The organism is Sphingomonas silueang (assembly GCF_040049155.1).
GTDB lineage: Bacteria > Pseudomonadota > Alphaproteobacteria > Sphingomonadales > Sphingomonadaceae > Sphingomonas > Sphingomonas silueang.
Map to the genome: position 1 here is coordinate 75,910 of NZ_JBDZDK010000013.1, position 15,514 is coordinate 91,423.

A 15,514-nucleotide genomic window follows, 5' to 3' on the forward strand; every position below is an offset into this window, starting at 1 on the left:
TGCGCCGTCCCCCGCGCAGAACGGGGGAACAACGATAAAATCCGAAGGAGAGCGCCCCCATGAAACTCGCCAGTCTGAAGCACGGCCGCGACGGTCGGCTGGTCGTCGTCTCGACCGATCTCGCCTGGTATGCCGATGCGAGCGCGATCGTGCCGACGTTGCAGGCGGCGCTGGACGATTGGGACCGGGTGTCGCTCGATCTCGCCAATCTCGCGACCGATCTCGACCATGACGTGATCCCCAAGCACCGCTTCCACGAACGCGACGCCGCCTCGCCGCTGCCGCGGGCGTATCAATGGGCGGACGGATCGGCCTATGTGAACCATGTCGCGCTGGTGCGGCAGGCGCGCGGCGCGGAGATGCCCGACAGCTTCTGGCACGATCCGCTGATGTACCAGGGCGGCTCGGACGGGTTCCTTGCTCCCCGCGATCCGATCCCGCTCGCCGACGACGGCTGGGGTTGCGACTTCGAGGGCGAGGTGGTCGTCGTCACCGGAGATGTCGCGGCGGGAGCCTCGCGCGAGGAGGCGCTGGCGGCGATCCGGCTGGTCGGCCTCACCAACGACGTGTCGCTGCGCGGCCTGATCCCGCAGGAACTGGCCAAGGGGTTCGGCTTCTTCCAGTCCAAGCCCGCGTCGGCCTTCTCGCCGGTGTTCGCGACCCCCGATTCGCTGGGCGACTGGTGGCGGGACGGCAAGCTCCACCGGCGGCTGTGCGTCGACCTGAACGGCAAGCCCTTCGGCCGGGCAGAGGCGGGGGAGGACATGACCTTCGACTTCGGCACCCTCGTCGCGCATGCCGCGCGCAGCCGCGCGCTGGGGGCGGGGACGATCATCGGCTCCGGCACCGTCTCGAACCGCGATGCCGACGGCGGGCCGGGCAAGCCGGTGGCGGAGGGCGGCGTCGGCTACAGTTGCCTCGCCGAGTTGCGCACGATCGAGACGATCCGCGGCGGCGCGCCGGTCACGCCGTTCCTGAAATCGGGCGACACCGTGCGCATCTGGGCGGAAGACGACCGGCATCACCCGATCTTCGGCGTGATCGAACAGACGGTGGGGTAGGCGGCGTTTTTCCGGCTGGATCGGTGTTTCCCGGCGAAAGCCCGAAGTCAGCCGCTATCCTGCCGTACCCCCGCGCAGGCGGGGGGCCAGAGCCAAGCAAGACCGCCGTTTGCGCTTCTGGCCCTGGCCCCCCGCCTGCGCGGGGGTACGGGGAGGGGGCGTTCGCCGGGGTATCGCGAAAAGGGAGATGAGCACGCGACAGCCATCGCGACGGAACGCGCCGCAACGCTTGCGAATTGATCCGTGCAGATCATCACAAGGGGGGGATGCCGATGGCCTTCGCGACACCGCTGCGCTGGATGATGCCGCTGCTGCTGGCGGGCTGTGCCACCACCGCCCCGTCGCCGCGCAGCGCCTCCGCCGTCGCGACCCCTGCCGACCGCTTCGGGCCGCTGTTCGAGGCGGTGCAGATGCGCCGCATCTTTCAGGACGGCAAGACCTTCGTCGATGCGGTGCCCAAACGGCCCGACGCCGCGATCCTCGCCGACTACGCCAAGGGGCAGTTCCCCGACGACCGCGCACTGCGCGCCTTCGTCCTCGCCAATTTCGATGTGCCGGGCCTCGAGACGCCGCCCGCCTCCGCCACCGGCCCGCGCCTGCCGATCGCGCGGCACATCGCCGGACTGTGGCCGCACCTGACCCGCGATCCGGTCGCGCCGCCGCTGGGTTCCACCGCGCTGGCGGTCGCCGACCGCTTCGTGGTGCCCGGCGGGCGGTTCCGCGAGCTATATTATTGGGACAGCTATTTCACGATGCTCGGGTTGCAGGCGGACGCCCGGCAGGATCTGGTCGAATCGATGGTCGCCGCCTTCACCGATCTGGTCGAGCGCTACGGCCATGTCCCCAACGGCACCCGCAGCTATTATCTCAGCCGCTCGCAGCCGCCGTTCCTGTATCGGATGATGGACCTGTCGCGCACGACCGACCGTGCGACGCTGGCGCGGCGGCTGGCGGCGCTGAAGCGCGAACATGCGTACTTCACCGCGCCCGAACGTTCGGCGACGCTGCCCGACGGCGCGGTGCTCCAGCATTACTGGGACGCACGCGCGACGCCCCGCGACGAATCATGGCGCGAGGATGTCGAGACCGCACGCGCCAGCGGTCGCCCCGCGGGGCAGGTCTACCGCGACCTGCGCGCCGGGGCGGAAAGCGGCTGGGACTATTCCTCGCGCTGGCTGGCCGACGGCGCCACGCTGGCGACGATCGACACTACCCGCCTGCTCCCCGCCGATCTCAACAGCCTGCTCTGGGGTCTGGAGCGCGCCATCGCCAGCCGCGCGGCAGCCTTCGGTGACACCGCCGCCGCACGCGACTTCACGGCCAAGGCGGACGCGCGCAAGGCGGCGATCGATCGCTGGCTGTGGAGCGAGGGCGGAGGGCGCTACGGCGATTACGACCTCACTCGCCGCACCATCCGCGCCGGGGCGAGTGCCGCCACCGCCTATCCGCTGTTCGTCGGCATGACCACCGGCCCGCGCGCCGCCCGCGTCGCCGCGACGATCGAACGATACCTGCTCGCCCCCGGCGGGCTGCGCTCCACCACCCGCGAAACCGGGCAGCAATGGGACCGGCCCAACGGCTGGGCCCCGCTGCAATGGATCGCGGTCGACGGCCTCGACCGCACCGGCCACCGCGCGCTGGCCGACAGCATCGCCACCCGCTTCCTGACCACCGTCGAGCGCGAATATGCCGCCTCGGGCAAGCTGGTCGAGAAATATGACGTCGAGGAGGTCCGCCCCGGCGGCGGCGGCGAATATCCGTTGCAGGACGGCTTCGGCTGGACCAACGGCGTCACCCGCGCGCTGCTGGCGCGTGCCGGGCGGGAATAACCGCTGCTCCTTGCATCCGCGTGGGGCCGATCGACCTGCAATAAAGGCGTGTGCGAACATGCTCCCCTCCCCTCCAGGGAGGGGAGATCAGCGCTCGCCGCGCCCTTGTGCGCCGCAACATGCGGGCCTACACGCGGGCATGCCCGGTGACCGTGTTCTCAAAGGGCTGGCGCTGCGCCTGCTCGCAATCTTCTTTCTCTCCACCATGTCGGCGCTGGTGAAGCTGGCGGAATCGCGCGGCGCGTCGCTGCCCGAAACCATGTTCTGGCGACAGTTCTGCGCGCTGCCCGTCGTGCTCGCGTTCGTCGCGGCGGGGCCGGGGCTGGGATCGCTCCGGACCACGCGGTTCCGGGGGCATCTCGCGCGGTCGATGGTCGGGCTGGTGGGGATGGTCTTCACCTTCGGCGCGGTGCTGCTGCTGCCGCTGGCGGAGGCGACGACCTTCCAGTTCACCGTGCCGATCTTCGCCACGCTGCTCGGCGCGCTGGTGCTGCGCGAGGCGACAGGGTGGCAGCGATGGAGCGCGGTGCTGGTCGGCTTTGCCGGGGTGCTGATCGTGATGCAGCCGGGCAGTTCGCATGTCTCGCTGTTCGGGGCGATGGTCGGGCTGCTCGCCGCGCTGTTCGTCGCGATCGTCGCGATCCTGCTGCGCCAGTTGCGCGAGGAACCCGCAGGCACGACCGTCTTCTACTTCACCATGCTGACCCTGCCGTTCCTGAGCATCGCCTATGCGCTGAACCTGCGCGAGCACGACTGGCTGACGTGGGTCAATCTCGTCGCGATCGGGCTGGTCGGCGGCATGGGGCAGATCGCGCTGACCGCCGCGTCGCGCGCCGCGCCGGTCGCGGCGGTGGTGCCGATGGACTATTCGGGGCTGGTGTGGGCGACGCTGTACGGCTGGCTGCTGTTCGGCGTGCTGCCCAGCGCCATGACCTGGGTCGGCGCGCCGGTCATCATCGCCAGCGGCCTGTTCATCGTCTGGCGCGAACACCGGCTCGGGCGGCAGAAGGTGCGTTCGGTGGTCGAGGAGGATTGAGCGGCTGTTGCCATTTCCCGGACAGTGCCTTATCAATACCGCTCTAATACCAATCTGATACCGAAGAGGGCGGCGCATGGCGCGACACTGGAGCACGTTCGGCGGCCTTGCCGTCACCCTCTGGGCCGGTGCCGCATGGGCCGAACCGGTCGTCGCCCCCGCAATCTTCCCCGCGCCCGCCGCGCTGACGCTGGGCGAGGCGGCCTTGCCGCAGGCCGACCGCGCGGTGCTGGTGATCGCGCCGGGCAGCGATGCGGAGAGCGTGGCGCTGGTCCGCCGCAGCCTCGCCGCCGCCGGGATCGCCGTCGTCCCGCGCGGGACCGATGCGCCCGATACGCTGACGATCGTGCTCGGGCTTGCCACCGCCCCGGCGGTGCGCGACGCGCTCGCCCGGACCGACGTGTCGGTGCCCGAACAGGCGGAGGGCTATGCCCTCGTCTCGCGCCGCGCGGGCAGGGGCGGGGTGGTGACGCTGGCAGGCCGCGACGGCGACGGCTTGTTCCACGCCGCGCAGACGCTGCGCCAGTTGCTCGGCCAGCGTCGCATCCCCGAAGTCACGATCCGCGACTGGCCCGCCATGCCGATCCGCGGCACGATCGAGGGCTTCTACGGCAAGCCATGGACCACCGCCGACCGCACCCGCCACCTCGATTTCCTGGGGAGCGTCAAGGCCAACACCTATGTCTACAGCCCGAAGGACGACCCCTATGCCCGCGACCGCTGGCGCGAGGCGTATCCGGCGGCGCTGTTGGCCGAACTGGGCACGCTGGCCGCACGGGCGCGGGCGAACCATGTCGATTTCGTCTATGCGGTGTCGCCCGGTCCCAGCATCTGCTTTTCCGACGCGAACGATCTGAAGGCGATGGAGCGCAAGTTCGACGCGCTGCGCGCCATCGGCGTGCGCAGCTTCTACGTCGCGCTCGACGACATCGAATATACCAAGTGGAACTGCGACGCCGACAAGGCGGCGTTCGGCCCGTCGGGCGCGGAAGCGGCGGGCGTGGCGCAGGCGAAGATGCTGAACGCGGTGCAGGCCGACCTGCTGGCCAAGGACGCGAACACCCGCCCGCTCATCATGGTGCCGACCGAATATTATGATGCGAAGGAAAGCCCGTACAAGGCGGCGCTGCGCCAGCATCTGAACCCGCGCATCGTCGTGCAATGGACCGGGACCGACGTGGTGCCCCCGGCGATCTCGATCCCCGATGCCAAGGCCGCGACCAAGGCGTTCGGGCGCAAGACGCTGTTGTGGGACAATTACCCGGTCAACGACTATGCGCAGACGACCGGGCGGCTGCTGATGGCTCCCTATGTCCGCCGCGAGGCCGGGCTGTCGGGCGAGCTGGCGGGAATCCTGTCGAACCCGATGAACCAGGAAGCGCCGAGCCGCGTCGCCGTCACCGGCGTCGCCGCCTTCGCATGGAACGACACCGGCTATGACGCGCAGCGGACGTGGCACGCCGCCGCGCGCGAACTGGCCGGGGGCGATGCGGCGGCGACGGAGGCGCTGCTGCTGTTCTTCGACACGCAGCATGTCGCGCCGACCTTCGGCAGCCAGCCGTGGCAGGAACAGGCGCCCCGGCTGAAGGCGCTGTTCGACCGGGTGCGCGACGCGATCGCGCTGGGCGACGGCGAGGCGCGGGCCGCGGCGATCGCCGATCTGCGCGCGCAGGCCGATGCGCTGGCCGGGGCGGCGGATATCATCCGGTCGGGCACGGTCGATCCGGGCTTCGCGGCACAGGCACGCCCGTGGCTCGACGCGCTGCCGCTATGGGGCCGTGCGCTGCAACTGAGCGCGGCGGGGCTGGAGGCGGCGAATGGCGGCAGCACGGCGGCGCGGCGCTATTTCGCCGAGGCGCAGGCGCTGGCGGCACAGGCGGCGGCGGTGAAGACCATCCCCGGCGCGACCCGCTTCGACGGCACGGTCAAGATCGCCGATGGCGTGCTCGACCGCTTCATCGCCGACGCGCCGGGCCTGATCGCGCCCGCGCCGATGCGGTAGGGGGCGATCCCCACGCCGCCACCGCACGGTTCGTCGCGAGCGAACTTGCGCGGGGCTGATCCTGAGCACGTCGGTGCCGTAAGGGGGGGGCAACCCCGGACGCCGCCCCCGTCCCGTTCGTCCCGAGCGGCGATGTGCCGGGGCTGATCGCGCTGGCACCGATGCGGTGGGGGCAACCCCCAATGCCGCCCTCGCACCGTTCGTCCCGAGCGAAGTCGAGGGACGTGCCGCAAGCGCCGCGCCGACGTGTCTCGACTGCGCTCGACACGAACGGGACGGGCGTAAGGCCTGCCACGACCGTCCTTCCCGCGCAGGCGGGAATCCATAGACGCAACTGTCGCGACTCCGGCGGATCGTCGGCGCATATGGATTCCCGGCTGCGCGGGAATGGCGGAGGAAAAGGCGACATTCCCCTGCCCGGACCAACGATCCGCCGCCCCCAATACGAAAACCCCGGACGGCACCTGCGCCATCCGGGGGTTTTCACATCCGCAACGCCGAACCCGGCGAAGGAAGCCTTACGCGGCGGTCGCCGCGGCCGAGGCCTTCTTCACGTCGCGCTTCAGGCGACGCGCGCGCAGCGACAGGTCGTCGTCGCTGGTCTTGAGCAGCCAGTTGTCGAGGCCGCCGACATGCTCGACCGAGCGCAGGCCGTGGGTCGACACGCGCAGGCGGATCGAACGCGCCAGCGCGTCCGACATCAGCGTGACGTTCTGCAGGTTCGGCAGGAACGTGCGCTTGGTCTTGTTGTTCGCGTGGGAAACGTTGTGACCCACCTGCCGGCCCTTGCCGGTCAGCTCGCAGATGCGCGACATGATCGTCTATCCTGATTCTTGGGCGGAGCATGTGCCCCGGAAAGACGGCGCGGATAGCGATTGGCGGTGCTTTCGTCAACCGCCCGCGCGCTGCAACCCGTGCCGTGCGCGATGCGTTGTTACGCGCACGAACCGGATCAGCCGATGGGAGCAGGAACGATGCGCACGATATTGGGGTTGCTGGGTCTTGTCGCGGTCGTCGCGGCGATCCTGATGGCGGTGGGCTTCATCAACATCGATCAGACGCGCACCGCCGCGCTGCCCAGCGTCGAGGTGAAGGGCGGACAGGCGCCGAAGTTCGACGTCGAGGTCGGCAAGGTCGATGTCGGCACCGTCAACCGCACCGTCGAGGTGCCCGCCGTCCGCGTGGAGAAACCCGCGCAATAAGCCGCTGGCGCGCCCGGCCCGGCGGTGGCAGGGGGCGGGCATGTTCGATGTCGCCCCCATGGCTCAGGCGCTGGCCGCCGCCGCCCGCGCCGCTGCGGCGGGCGAGGTGCCGGTCGGCGCGGCGGTGGTGCGGCACGGGCAGGTGATCGCGGTCGCCGCCAACGCGCCGCGCAGCCGGTGCGATCCGACCGCCCATGCCGAGATACTGGCGATTCGCGCGGCGGCACAGGCGCTGGGCCGCGACCGGCTTGGGGACTGCGATCTCTGGGTGACGCTGGAGCCGTGCGCGATGTGCGCAGGCGCGATCGCCCATGCCCGCATCGCCCGGCTCTATTACGGGGCGGACGATCCCAAGGGCGGTGCGGTCGAGCATGGCCCGCGCTTCTTCGCCCAGTCGACCTGTCATCACCGGCCCGAAACCTATGGCGGGATCGCCGCCGCCGACTCCGCCGCACTGTTGCGAACCTTCTTCGCCGCGCAGCGGTGAGCGCCTGTTCGGAAACTCGCGGACGTGCGCGTTTCGAGGCGGCACCGGCCCGCTCCCCCGCCCGGCCACCCATCAACATACTGGCGTGGGTGGCCGGGTGGGGGAGCGGGCCGGTACCGCAAAACGTGCCGTCGGCACGTTTTCAAACAGGCGCTGACGCCCGCCGCCCCGCGCGTCGGCGGGGCGGCGGCACGCGATCAGCGGCGCAGGTCGCTGGCCTCGATCGGCACGATCTTGATCTCGACGCGGCGGTTCTCGGCGCGCCCGGCTTCGGTGTCGTTCGACGCGATCGGCTGGGTCTCGCCGAAGCCGCGCGTGCCGATGCGGGCCGACTGGACGCCCCGGCTGGCCAGCGCCGCCGCCACCGCCGACGCCCGCCGTTCCGACAGCGCCTGGTTGTACGCATCCGATCCGGTCGAATCGGTATGGCCGTACACGTCGATATAGGTCTGGTCGTAATCGCGCAGCACGTCCGCCACCCGGTCCAGCGTCGGGCGGAACTGCGGCGACACGTCGGCGCTGTCGGTCGCGAAGGTGATGCTGGAGGGCATGTTGAGGAACAGGTCGTCGCCGCGCCGGGTCACGTCGATGTCGGTGCCCGCGGTGCGCGCGCGCAGGTCGCGCTCCTGCTTGTCCATGTATGCGCCGATCCCGGCCCCCGCGAGGCCGCCGATCCCTGCGCCGAGGATCTTCTCGGTCCGGTCGCGCCGCCCGCCGACGAGGTCGCCCAGCAGATAACCGCCGACCGCGCCGCCGATGCCGCCGATCGCGGCGCGCGAGATCGTGCGCTCGCCCGTCTCGGGATCGGTCACGCAGCCGCCGGTCAGCAGCGCCGCCGACAGCGCACCTGCGATCCAGACTTTGGTCTTTCCGCCCATATTTTCCTCCATGGCGTATACATTCAAGCGATGGCCGGGCAACGCCGACCCGCGCGTCGTTGTTCCGGATGCGTTTTGACGCGGCGGATTTGAACGAAAGCTGACGCCACGGTTGTACTCCCGTCAGCATTGCGGCATGGGTGGGCCAGTTCAATGGAACCGCTCTCTCCCTTCCCCTGGTTCGACGTCGTCATCATCCTCGCGCTGGTGGCGTTGAACGGCGTGTTCGCCATGTCCGAACTCGCCATCGTCTCTGCGCGCAAGGCCCGGCTCGAAGGGCTGGCGAAAGCGGGGGGCAGGGGGGCGCAGACCGCGATGCGGCTGGCCGACGATCCCGGCAAGTTCCTCTCGACCGTGCAGATCGGCATCACGCTGATCGGCATCCTGTCGGGTGCCTATTCCGGCGCCAGCCTCGGCGGGCCGGTGGGGGAGCGGCTGGTGCTGCTCGGCCTGCCCGAATCGCTGGCCGCCAACGTCGGCTTCGGCGTCGTGATCGGCGTCACCACCTTCGCCAGCCTCGTGATCGGCGAGCTGGTGCCCAAGCAGTTCGCGCTGCGCTCACCCGAACCGATCGCGGTGCTGGTCGCGCTGCCGATGCTGTGGCTGTCGCGGATCACCGCACCGTTCGTGTGGTTGCTCGACACCACCTCGGGGCTGATCTTCAAGCTGCTGCGGATGAACCGCGAATCGGAGAACCGCGTCACGGCGGAGGAACTCCACCTGCTGGTCGCCGAGGCGAGCCGGTCGGGCGTGATCGAGGAGCATGAGCGCTCGATCATCTCCGGCGTCGTCCGCCTCGCGGACCGGCCGGTGCGCGAGGTGATGACGCCGCGCACCGACGTGCAATGGCTCGACGTGACGCTGGACGAGGCGGGCATCCGCGCGGCGATGGCGGTGACGCCGCACACCCGCCTGCCGGTGGCGGAAGGGTCGGTCGATGCGGTGATCGGCGTGGTGCAGGCGCGCGACATCGTGGGTGCCATGGCGCGGGGCGAGCCGCTCGACCTGCGCGCGCTGCTCCATGCCGCGCCGGTGCTGCCCGATCAGGTCGATGCGATGGACGCCTTGCAGGCGATCCGCCGCGCCGACGTGCCGATGGGCCTCGTCCACGACGAATACGGCCATTTCGAGGGGATCGTGACCCCCGCCGACCTGCTGCGCGCGATCGCGGGCGACTTCGCGTCGGACGCGGGCGAGGTCGATCACCCGCTGGTCGTGGTGCGCGACGACGGCTCGCTGCTCGTCTCGGGCCAGATGCCCGCCGACCAGTTGGCCGAACGGATCGGCATCGACCTCGACGAGGACCGCGACTATGCGACCGTCGCAGGGCTCGCGCTGGCGGTGCTGAAGCACCTGCCGACCGAGGGCGAGCATTTCACCGAACAGGGCTGGCGCTTCGAGATCGTCGACATGGACGGCCGCAAGATCGACAAGCTGCTGGTGGCGGAAGTCGAGTAGGGATCGAAGAGCAAGTTTTCCCGTTTCGCCGTGCGTATCCGGCATATCGGGAAAAATCCATTCGGGAACAGGTTTCGAGAAAGCGCAAACCGCAGCGCCCGGCATGCCGCGCCGATATGTGCTATTCCCGTTGAATGTTCCCAATCGGGAAGGCTTGACCGACAGGTTGGTGCTATCGCCGCCATGACCCTTCTGGCAGTTCCCTGTCGCGTTCGGCCGCAGCAAGCGCCGAGATCAGGCCGTTCTTGTCGAGCGGGATGCAGTAAGCGGGCTTGGCTCGCTCAAATCGCCAGCTATCTGCAAGGCGGCCGGCATCTACGGTATCGTAGCCGAAATCGGCTTGAAGAGTGGTCAGAATCGCCTTCGCGGCAGTGTCGTCGCCCGCAATCGGCAAGGCGCGCTTGGCCCCGTTTGAGAGGGCAACGGGGTCGAGCAAGTCTTTCGCTAAAATGGCATTGAACGCTTTAACGATCGTGGCACCTGTAAAATGGTTTGCGATCATTTGCGACGTTGTAGTTTCGCGCCGATCGAGCGCGGCGATATTGCCGTCTCGATCCGGGTAGTAATTGTTCGTATCGATGACGATCCGATCATCAAGGAGATGCGGCGGAAGCTCAAACGCGGCCGTGAGCGGCACCGTAAGAACAACGACATCGCTGACCGAGGGCACATCGGCTGCGGCCTTGGCCTGACAGCCAATTTCGGCAACTACATCGCGCAGGGTCTCCGGCCCGCGTGAATTGCTCAGCGTCGCAGTATGCCCATTTGCTACTGCAAGCCTGGCCAGCGCCTGACCGATGTTCCCGGCCCCGATGATCCCAATTCTCACGCCCTGTCTCCGTGCAATGGCGATACCGTTCCATAGGTAGTCGATCCCCAATGGCCGGGCCACCTTCTCTCCCTCTTGTCGCTGACGGGTATCGAGAATGTCGCGGCGTTCCCTGTTCCCGATCCCAATGGGAACGTCCGGACCGTCTCGCTGGCCATCTCAATGGGAACGCCCCGGCGTCTCGCTGGCCGTTCCCAATCGGGAAGGCAGACCGCCGGCCTTGCGGCAGTTGAAAGGCGTGAAAATTCCGCGTTATTGCGCAGCGATGTTCACAATCAGGTCCTCTCGCCCGACAGACGGCGCGCGCATCTTGGAAATATGGCGTGGTGCCGTTGATGCCACGCACCACTTTCTTTCAGTCGAGGATCGCATGGCGATAGGTCGGGAGGTCTGCGCCTTCCTTCCGCAAGCGCCGCTAACGCTTGCCGTCGATCAAAACGATCATCCACTCGGGTTCATGCTGATCGATAATGGTCACATGGAAGCATTGTTCATCGATCCGGCTGCATCCGGGCATGGGATCGGCGCTGCGCTGGTCCGGCACGGGTTGGCGCTATATCCCGGCATGACGACAGACGTGAACGAGCAGAACAGGCAGGCTGCCGGTTTTTACGAGAGAATGGGATTCGTACGAACCGGCCGCTCGCCGCTCGATGGGCAAGGCAGGCCATATCCCCTGATACACCTCGCGCACCGGAGTTGAGGAACCAGCAAAGGGCGGACAGGCACAGCTGCCCAAACAGCTGCCCAAATAGCCATCGATTTCGAGAGGATGAACGAGACCGATTGCAGGCGCGGCAGGAGCTTGGCATTTCTTCCGCATGGGAGAAGCAATCGGCACGTTCGAACAGATCGTATCGCTGGAACCCCGGCATGAAACGCTGCTGCGCGCGTTACGGGCGCTGGCCTTCGAGCTGCATCCCGATCTTGTCGAGGTGGCACGGCCAGGCGATCGGGCGGTGAGTTGGGGGTGGGGTCCCAGGAAGATGAGCGAGGCTTATGCCTGCGCCCTCCCCTACAAGGACCATGTGAACCTCGCCTTCTATCGAGGTGCCGAACTGGCAGACCCTGCCGCCAAGCTTCGGGGGACCGGCAAGGCGATGCGGCACATGCCACTTACCAGGCTGGAACAGCTGAACGATCCGGCCGTGCGGGAACTGCTGGTGGCCGCGCGTGTGGAACGACAGCAAGCTCTGCGCCGGCCGGTCTGACAACGCCTTTCCCGATCAACCATCCCGATCGGGAAAACCGGCAGCGGATCGTGACGGCGCTTCGGGTTAGGCAACGCCCCCTTACAGCTTCCCGAACACCGCCTCGAACCCGGCCTTGTCGCCCGCCGCCAGATAGCGCGCCTGTTCGACCCAGCGGTCGCGCGCCATGCGGGGGGCGAAGGTGCCGAGCCGGGCCGCGACCGCTTCGGCCTGCGCATCGTCGAGCTTCGCCAGCGTGGCGATATCGGGGATGCCCTGTTCGACCAGCATTGCCGCGACCTTCGGGCCGAGGCCCTTGAGCAGCGTCAGGTCGCTCGCGCCCACGTCCGGGCTGGCGACGCCCTGCACCGTCGCCTCGACCGGAGCCGGAGCAGGGGCAGGGGCAGGGGCAGGGGCAGGGGCAGGGGCAGGGGCAGGGGCAGGGGCAGGAGGCGTCGGCACCTGCACCACCTCGGCAGTCCCGCGTCCCGGCCCGTCCGTCTGCACCACCGGCGTCTCGCGCGCCACTACCGCCGCGCCCGGCGCATCGGGATCGCTGGCAGGCGCGTCGCCCGTCCGCTCGAGATGCCCGCTCTCCTCCAGCGCCCGCAGCCCCGCGCGCCGCCGCCGCGACAGCCGCACGCCATAGACGATGCCGATAATGGTCAGCACCGCCAGCACCGCGATCAGCACGAAATGCACGGTGGTCAGCGCGCCCAGAAATCCCGGCGACTGCAAAGGGGTGGTGCCGCTGTCCTGCATGGTTGCGTCCTTATCCTTCCTGTTCGCGCGCCACTTCGCGCCAGCCGATGTCGCGGCGGCAGAAACCGGGGAAGTCGAGCGCGTCGACCCCGCGATACGCCGCCGCCTGCGCCGCGGTCACGCTCGCTGCCCGTGCGGTCACCGCCAGCACCCGGCCACCGGCGGTGACAACGCCCGTATCGCCGCTGCGGGTTCCCGCATGGAACACAGTCGTGCCTGCGCCTTCCGCCGCGGCGATCCCGCCGATCGGCCTGCCCGTCTCGGGCGTGCCGGGATAGCCGGGTGCGGCCATCACCACGGTTAGCGCATAGTCCTCCGAAAAGCGCGGCGGTTCCGCCTCGCCCAGCCGCCCCTCGGCGACCGCCAGCAGCAGCGGCAGCAGGTCGCTCTCCAGCCGCGCCATCAGTACCTGGCACTCCGGATCGCCGAAGCGCGCGTTATATTCGATCAGCTTCGGCCCGCGCTCGGTCAGCATCAGCCCGGCGTACAGCACCCCCGAATAGGGCGTGCCGCGATCCGCCATCGCCTTGACCGTCGGCGCGACGATCGTGTCGATCGCCAGTTGCTCGAGCGCAGGCGTCAGCACCGGCGCGGGGGAATAGGCGCCCATGCCCCCGGTGTTCGGCCCGGTATCGCCCTCGCCGACGCGCTTGTGGTCCTGCGCCGATCCGAACGGCATCAGCGACACGCCGTCGGTCAGCACGAACAGGCTGGCTTCCTCGCCCGCCAGAAACTCCTCGATCACCGCCTCGCCGCCGGGCTGCGCGAAGATCGCGGCGAGCGCGGCTTCCGCCTCGGCACGGTCCATCGCGATCGTCACGCCCTTGCCCGCCGCCAGGCCATCGGCCTTGATGACCACCGGCAGCGCGAAGGGGGAGAGCGCCGCCAGCGCCTCGTCCAGCGCCCTCACCCGGACATAGCCCGCGGTCGGAATATCGGCTTCGCGGCACAGATCCTTGGTATAGCCCTTCGACCCTTCGAGCTGCGCCGCCGTCGACGACGGGCCGAACACCGGAATCGCCGCGCTACGCAGGTCGTCCGCCAGCCCCGCCACCAGCGGCGCTTCCGGCCCGATCACCACCAGCCCGACCGACGCCTCGCCGCAGAAGCGCACCACCGCGTCGTGATCGGTCACGTCGATCGGCACCAGCTTGGCGCAGCGGCCGATGCCGGGGTTGCCGGGCGCGGCATAAAGCGTATCGAGGGCGTCCGACTGCGCCAGTTTCCATGCCAGCGCATGTTCGCGCCCACCCGATCCGATCAACAGGACATTCATGGACGATCGCTTCCCCGATTTCACTACGAGCCGGCTGGTAGCCGAGCCGCGCGCGAACGACAACGCCGCGCCGGAAAGCGTGTCCGAACTGGCGGGTCGCCTCAAGCGCATGGTCGAGGGCGAATTCGGCCGCGTCCGGCTGCGCGGCGAGATTTCCGGGTACAAGCGCGCGTCGTCAGGCCATGTCTATCTGGCGCTGAAGGACGATGCCGCGCTGATCGACGGGGTGATGTGGCGCGGATCGGCGGGGCGGCTCGCCTTCACCCCGCAGGACGGCGTCGAGGTGATCGCCACCGGCAAGCTGACGACCTATCCGGGCCGCTCGCGCTACCAGATCGTGATCGATCATCTCGAACTGGCGGGCGAGGGCGCGCTGATGGCGCTGCTCGAAAAGCTGAAGGCGAAGCTGGCGGGCGAGGGGCTGTTCGCGCCCGAACGCAAGCGCCCGCTGCCGTTCCTGCCGCGCACGATCGGCATCGTCACCTCGCCCACCGGCGCGGTGATCCGCGACATCCTGCACCGGCTGGCGGATCGCTGCCCGACCCATGTCATCGTCTGGCCGGTCAAGGTGCAGGGCGAAGGCTCGGCGGCGGAGATCGCGGCGGCGGTCAGGGGCTTCGGCGCGCTGCCGGTGCGGCCTGCCGGCGAGGAACCCCACCCGTACCCCCGCGCGGGCGGGGGGGCAGAGCCAGAGGCACCCGCGTCTGCGCAGGAAACCCTGGACCCCCGCCTGCGCGGGGGTACGGCAAGCGGCGCAGACACCACCGTCTACCGCCCCGACCTCCTCATCGTCGCGCGCGGCGGCGGCTCGATCGAGGATCTGTGGTCGTTCAACGAGGAAGTCGTCGTCCGCGCCGTCGCCGCCTCGCCGATCCCGGTCATCTCGGCGGTCGGGCACGAGACCGATACGACGCTGTGCGACTTCGCCGCCGATCTGCGCGCGCCCACCCCGACCGCCGCCGCCGAACTGGCGGTGCCGGTGCGTGCCGACCTGACCCACACGCTCGCCACCCTGTCGCTGCGGACGCAGCGCTGCGTGCGGCGCTATCACGAGCGGGGGGCCGAACGGCTGGCCGCGCTGGTCCGCGTCCTGCCGCGGCGCGACGCGCTGCTGGGGCCGCAGCGCCAGCGGCTGGACGATGCCGCCGCCCGCCTGTCGCTGGCGCTCGAACGCCGCCTCGCCACCGCCCGGCGCGATCTCGACCGGCGCGGCGGGGCGCTGCGTCCCGCGATGCTGACGCAGGCGGCGGCGCGCGCCCGCACCCGCTTCGAGGGGACCGCCCGCATGCTCGATCAGGTGAACCCGGACAATCTGCTGCAAAAGGGCTATGTCCGCGTCGTCGCCCGCACCACCGGCAAGACGGTCGCTTCGGCAGCGGAGGCACGCGCGGCAGGGGCGCTGCAACTCCATTTCCGCGACGGTACGCTGGATGCAAAGGTTGAGCGCCCCGGCACCCGCGCCTATGTCGAACCGACCCAGCCCGACCTGTTCTGATATCGAAAG

The 15,514-nt window shown here is 69.3% G+C and carries 15 protein-coding genes; 10 read left to right on the top strand and 5 right to left on the bottom strand.

Annotation, left to right across the window (positions count from 1 at the left end; all coding sequences use genetic code 11):
* The first annotated feature begins 59 nt into the window (after window positions 1-59).
* The 4 genes from ABLE43_RS13565 (at window position 60) to ABLE43_RS13580 (ending at window position 5,928) form a co-directional block, all read left to right on the top strand.
* Window positions 60-1,061 carry a fumarylacetoacetate hydrolase family protein gene (locus ABLE43_RS13565; protein ID WP_348978968.1) on the top strand — a complete coding sequence of 334 codons (1,002 nt, stop codon included), beginning with the start codon at window positions 60-62 and terminating at the stop codon, window positions 1,059-1,061.
* 272 nt (window positions 1,062-1,333) lie between these two features.
* The gene (gene treF / locus ABLE43_RS13570; protein ID WP_348978969.1) at window positions 1,334-2,890 is read left to right on the top strand and encodes an alpha,alpha-trehalase TreF; all 1,557 of its coding nucleotides are present in this window, start codon (window positions 1,334-1,336) and stop codon (window positions 2,888-2,890) included.
* 139 nt (window positions 2,891-3,029) lie between these two features.
* Window positions 3,030-3,926, top strand: a complete 897-nt coding sequence (locus tag ABLE43_RS13575) for a DMT family transporter (RefSeq protein ID WP_348978970.1) — start codon at window positions 3,030-3,032, stop codon at window positions 3,924-3,926.
* A 76-nt stretch (window positions 3,927-4,002) separates the two neighbouring features.
* The gene (locus ABLE43_RS13580) at window positions 4,003-5,928 is read left to right on the top strand and encodes a glycoside hydrolase family 84 protein (RefSeq protein WP_348978971.1); all 1,926 of its coding nucleotides are present in this window, start codon (window positions 4,003-4,005) and stop codon (window positions 5,926-5,928) included.
* A 518-nt stretch (window positions 5,929-6,446) separates the two neighbouring features.
* On the opposite strand, the gene rpmB is transcribed toward ABLE43_RS13580, so the two are convergent.
* Window positions 6,447-6,743, bottom strand: a complete 297-nt coding sequence (rpmB, locus tag ABLE43_RS13585) for a 50S ribosomal protein L28 (RefSeq protein ID WP_348978972.1) — start codon at window positions 6,741-6,743, stop codon at window positions 6,447-6,449.
* A 159-nt stretch (window positions 6,744-6,902) separates the two neighbouring features.
* Between rpmB and ABLE43_RS13590 the strand changes: the two genes are divergently transcribed.
* Both ABLE43_RS13590 and ABLE43_RS13595 read left to right on the top strand, forming a co-directional pair.
* Complete coding sequence (locus tag ABLE43_RS13590) at window positions 6,903-7,130, top strand: hypothetical protein (protein WP_348978973.1); 228 nt, start codon at window positions 6,903-6,905, stop codon at window positions 7,128-7,130.
* Between the two features lie 58 nt (window positions 7,131-7,188).
* On the top strand, window positions 7,189-7,617 hold the full coding sequence (locus tag ABLE43_RS13595; protein WP_348978998.1) for a nucleoside deaminase: 429 nt from the start codon (window positions 7,189-7,191) through the stop codon (window positions 7,615-7,617).
* 197 nt (window positions 7,618-7,814) lie between these two features.
* Here ABLE43_RS13595 and ABLE43_RS13600 read toward each other — a convergent pair whose 3' ends face one another.
* The gene (locus ABLE43_RS13600) at window positions 7,815-8,495 is read right to left on the bottom strand and encodes a YiaD family glycine zipper/OmpA-like lipoprotein (RefSeq protein WP_348978974.1); all 681 of its coding nucleotides are present in this window, start codon (window positions 8,493-8,495) and stop codon (window positions 7,815-7,817) included.
* Window positions 8,496-8,648: 153 nt separating this feature from the next.
* Between ABLE43_RS13600 and ABLE43_RS13605 the strand changes: the two genes are divergently transcribed.
* Window positions 8,649-9,953, top strand: a complete 1,305-nt coding sequence (locus tag ABLE43_RS13605; RefSeq protein ID WP_348978975.1) for a hemolysin family protein — start codon at window positions 8,649-8,651, stop codon at window positions 9,951-9,953.
* Between the two features lie 172 nt (window positions 9,954-10,125).
* Here ABLE43_RS13605 and ABLE43_RS13610 read toward each other — a convergent pair whose 3' ends face one another.
* Window positions 10,126-10,845, bottom strand: a complete 720-nt coding sequence (locus ABLE43_RS13610) for an NADPH-dependent F420 reductase (RefSeq protein ID WP_348978976.1) — start codon at window positions 10,843-10,845, stop codon at window positions 10,126-10,128.
* Between the two features lie 34 nt (window positions 10,846-10,879).
* On the opposite strand from ABLE43_RS13610, the gene ABLE43_RS13615 reads away from it, so the two are divergent.
* Window positions 10,880-11,485, top strand: a complete 606-nt coding sequence (locus ABLE43_RS13615) for an acetyltransferase (protein ID WP_348978977.1) — start codon at window positions 10,880-10,882, stop codon at window positions 11,483-11,485.
* Between the two features lie 118 nt (window positions 11,486-11,603).
* The gene (locus ABLE43_RS13620) at window positions 11,604-11,993 is read left to right on the top strand and encodes a DUF1801 domain-containing protein (protein WP_348978978.1); all 390 of its coding nucleotides are present in this window, start codon (window positions 11,604-11,606) and stop codon (window positions 11,991-11,993) included.
* An 81-nt stretch (window positions 11,994-12,074) separates the two neighbouring features.
* On the opposite strand, the gene ABLE43_RS13625 is transcribed toward ABLE43_RS13620, so the two are convergent.
* Window positions 12,075-12,734, bottom strand: coding sequence for a hypothetical protein (locus ABLE43_RS13625; protein WP_348978979.1), 660 nt, complete (start codon window positions 12,732-12,734; stop codon window positions 12,075-12,077).
* A gap of 10 nt (window positions 12,735-12,744) precedes the next feature.
* Entirely contained in the window at window positions 12,745-14,010 is a 1,266-nt protein-coding gene (purD, locus tag ABLE43_RS13630; RefSeq protein ID WP_348978980.1) for a phosphoribosylamine--glycine ligase, read from the bottom strand.
* On the opposite strand from purD, the gene xseA reads away from it, so the two are divergent.
* Window positions 14,009-15,505, top strand: coding sequence for an exodeoxyribonuclease VII large subunit (xseA, locus tag ABLE43_RS13635; RefSeq protein WP_348978981.1), 1,497 nt, complete (start codon window positions 14,009-14,011; stop codon window positions 15,503-15,505). The two genes, purD and xseA, sit on opposite strands and share 2 nt — an antisense overlap.
* Window positions 15,506-15,514: the final 9 nt, after the last annotated feature.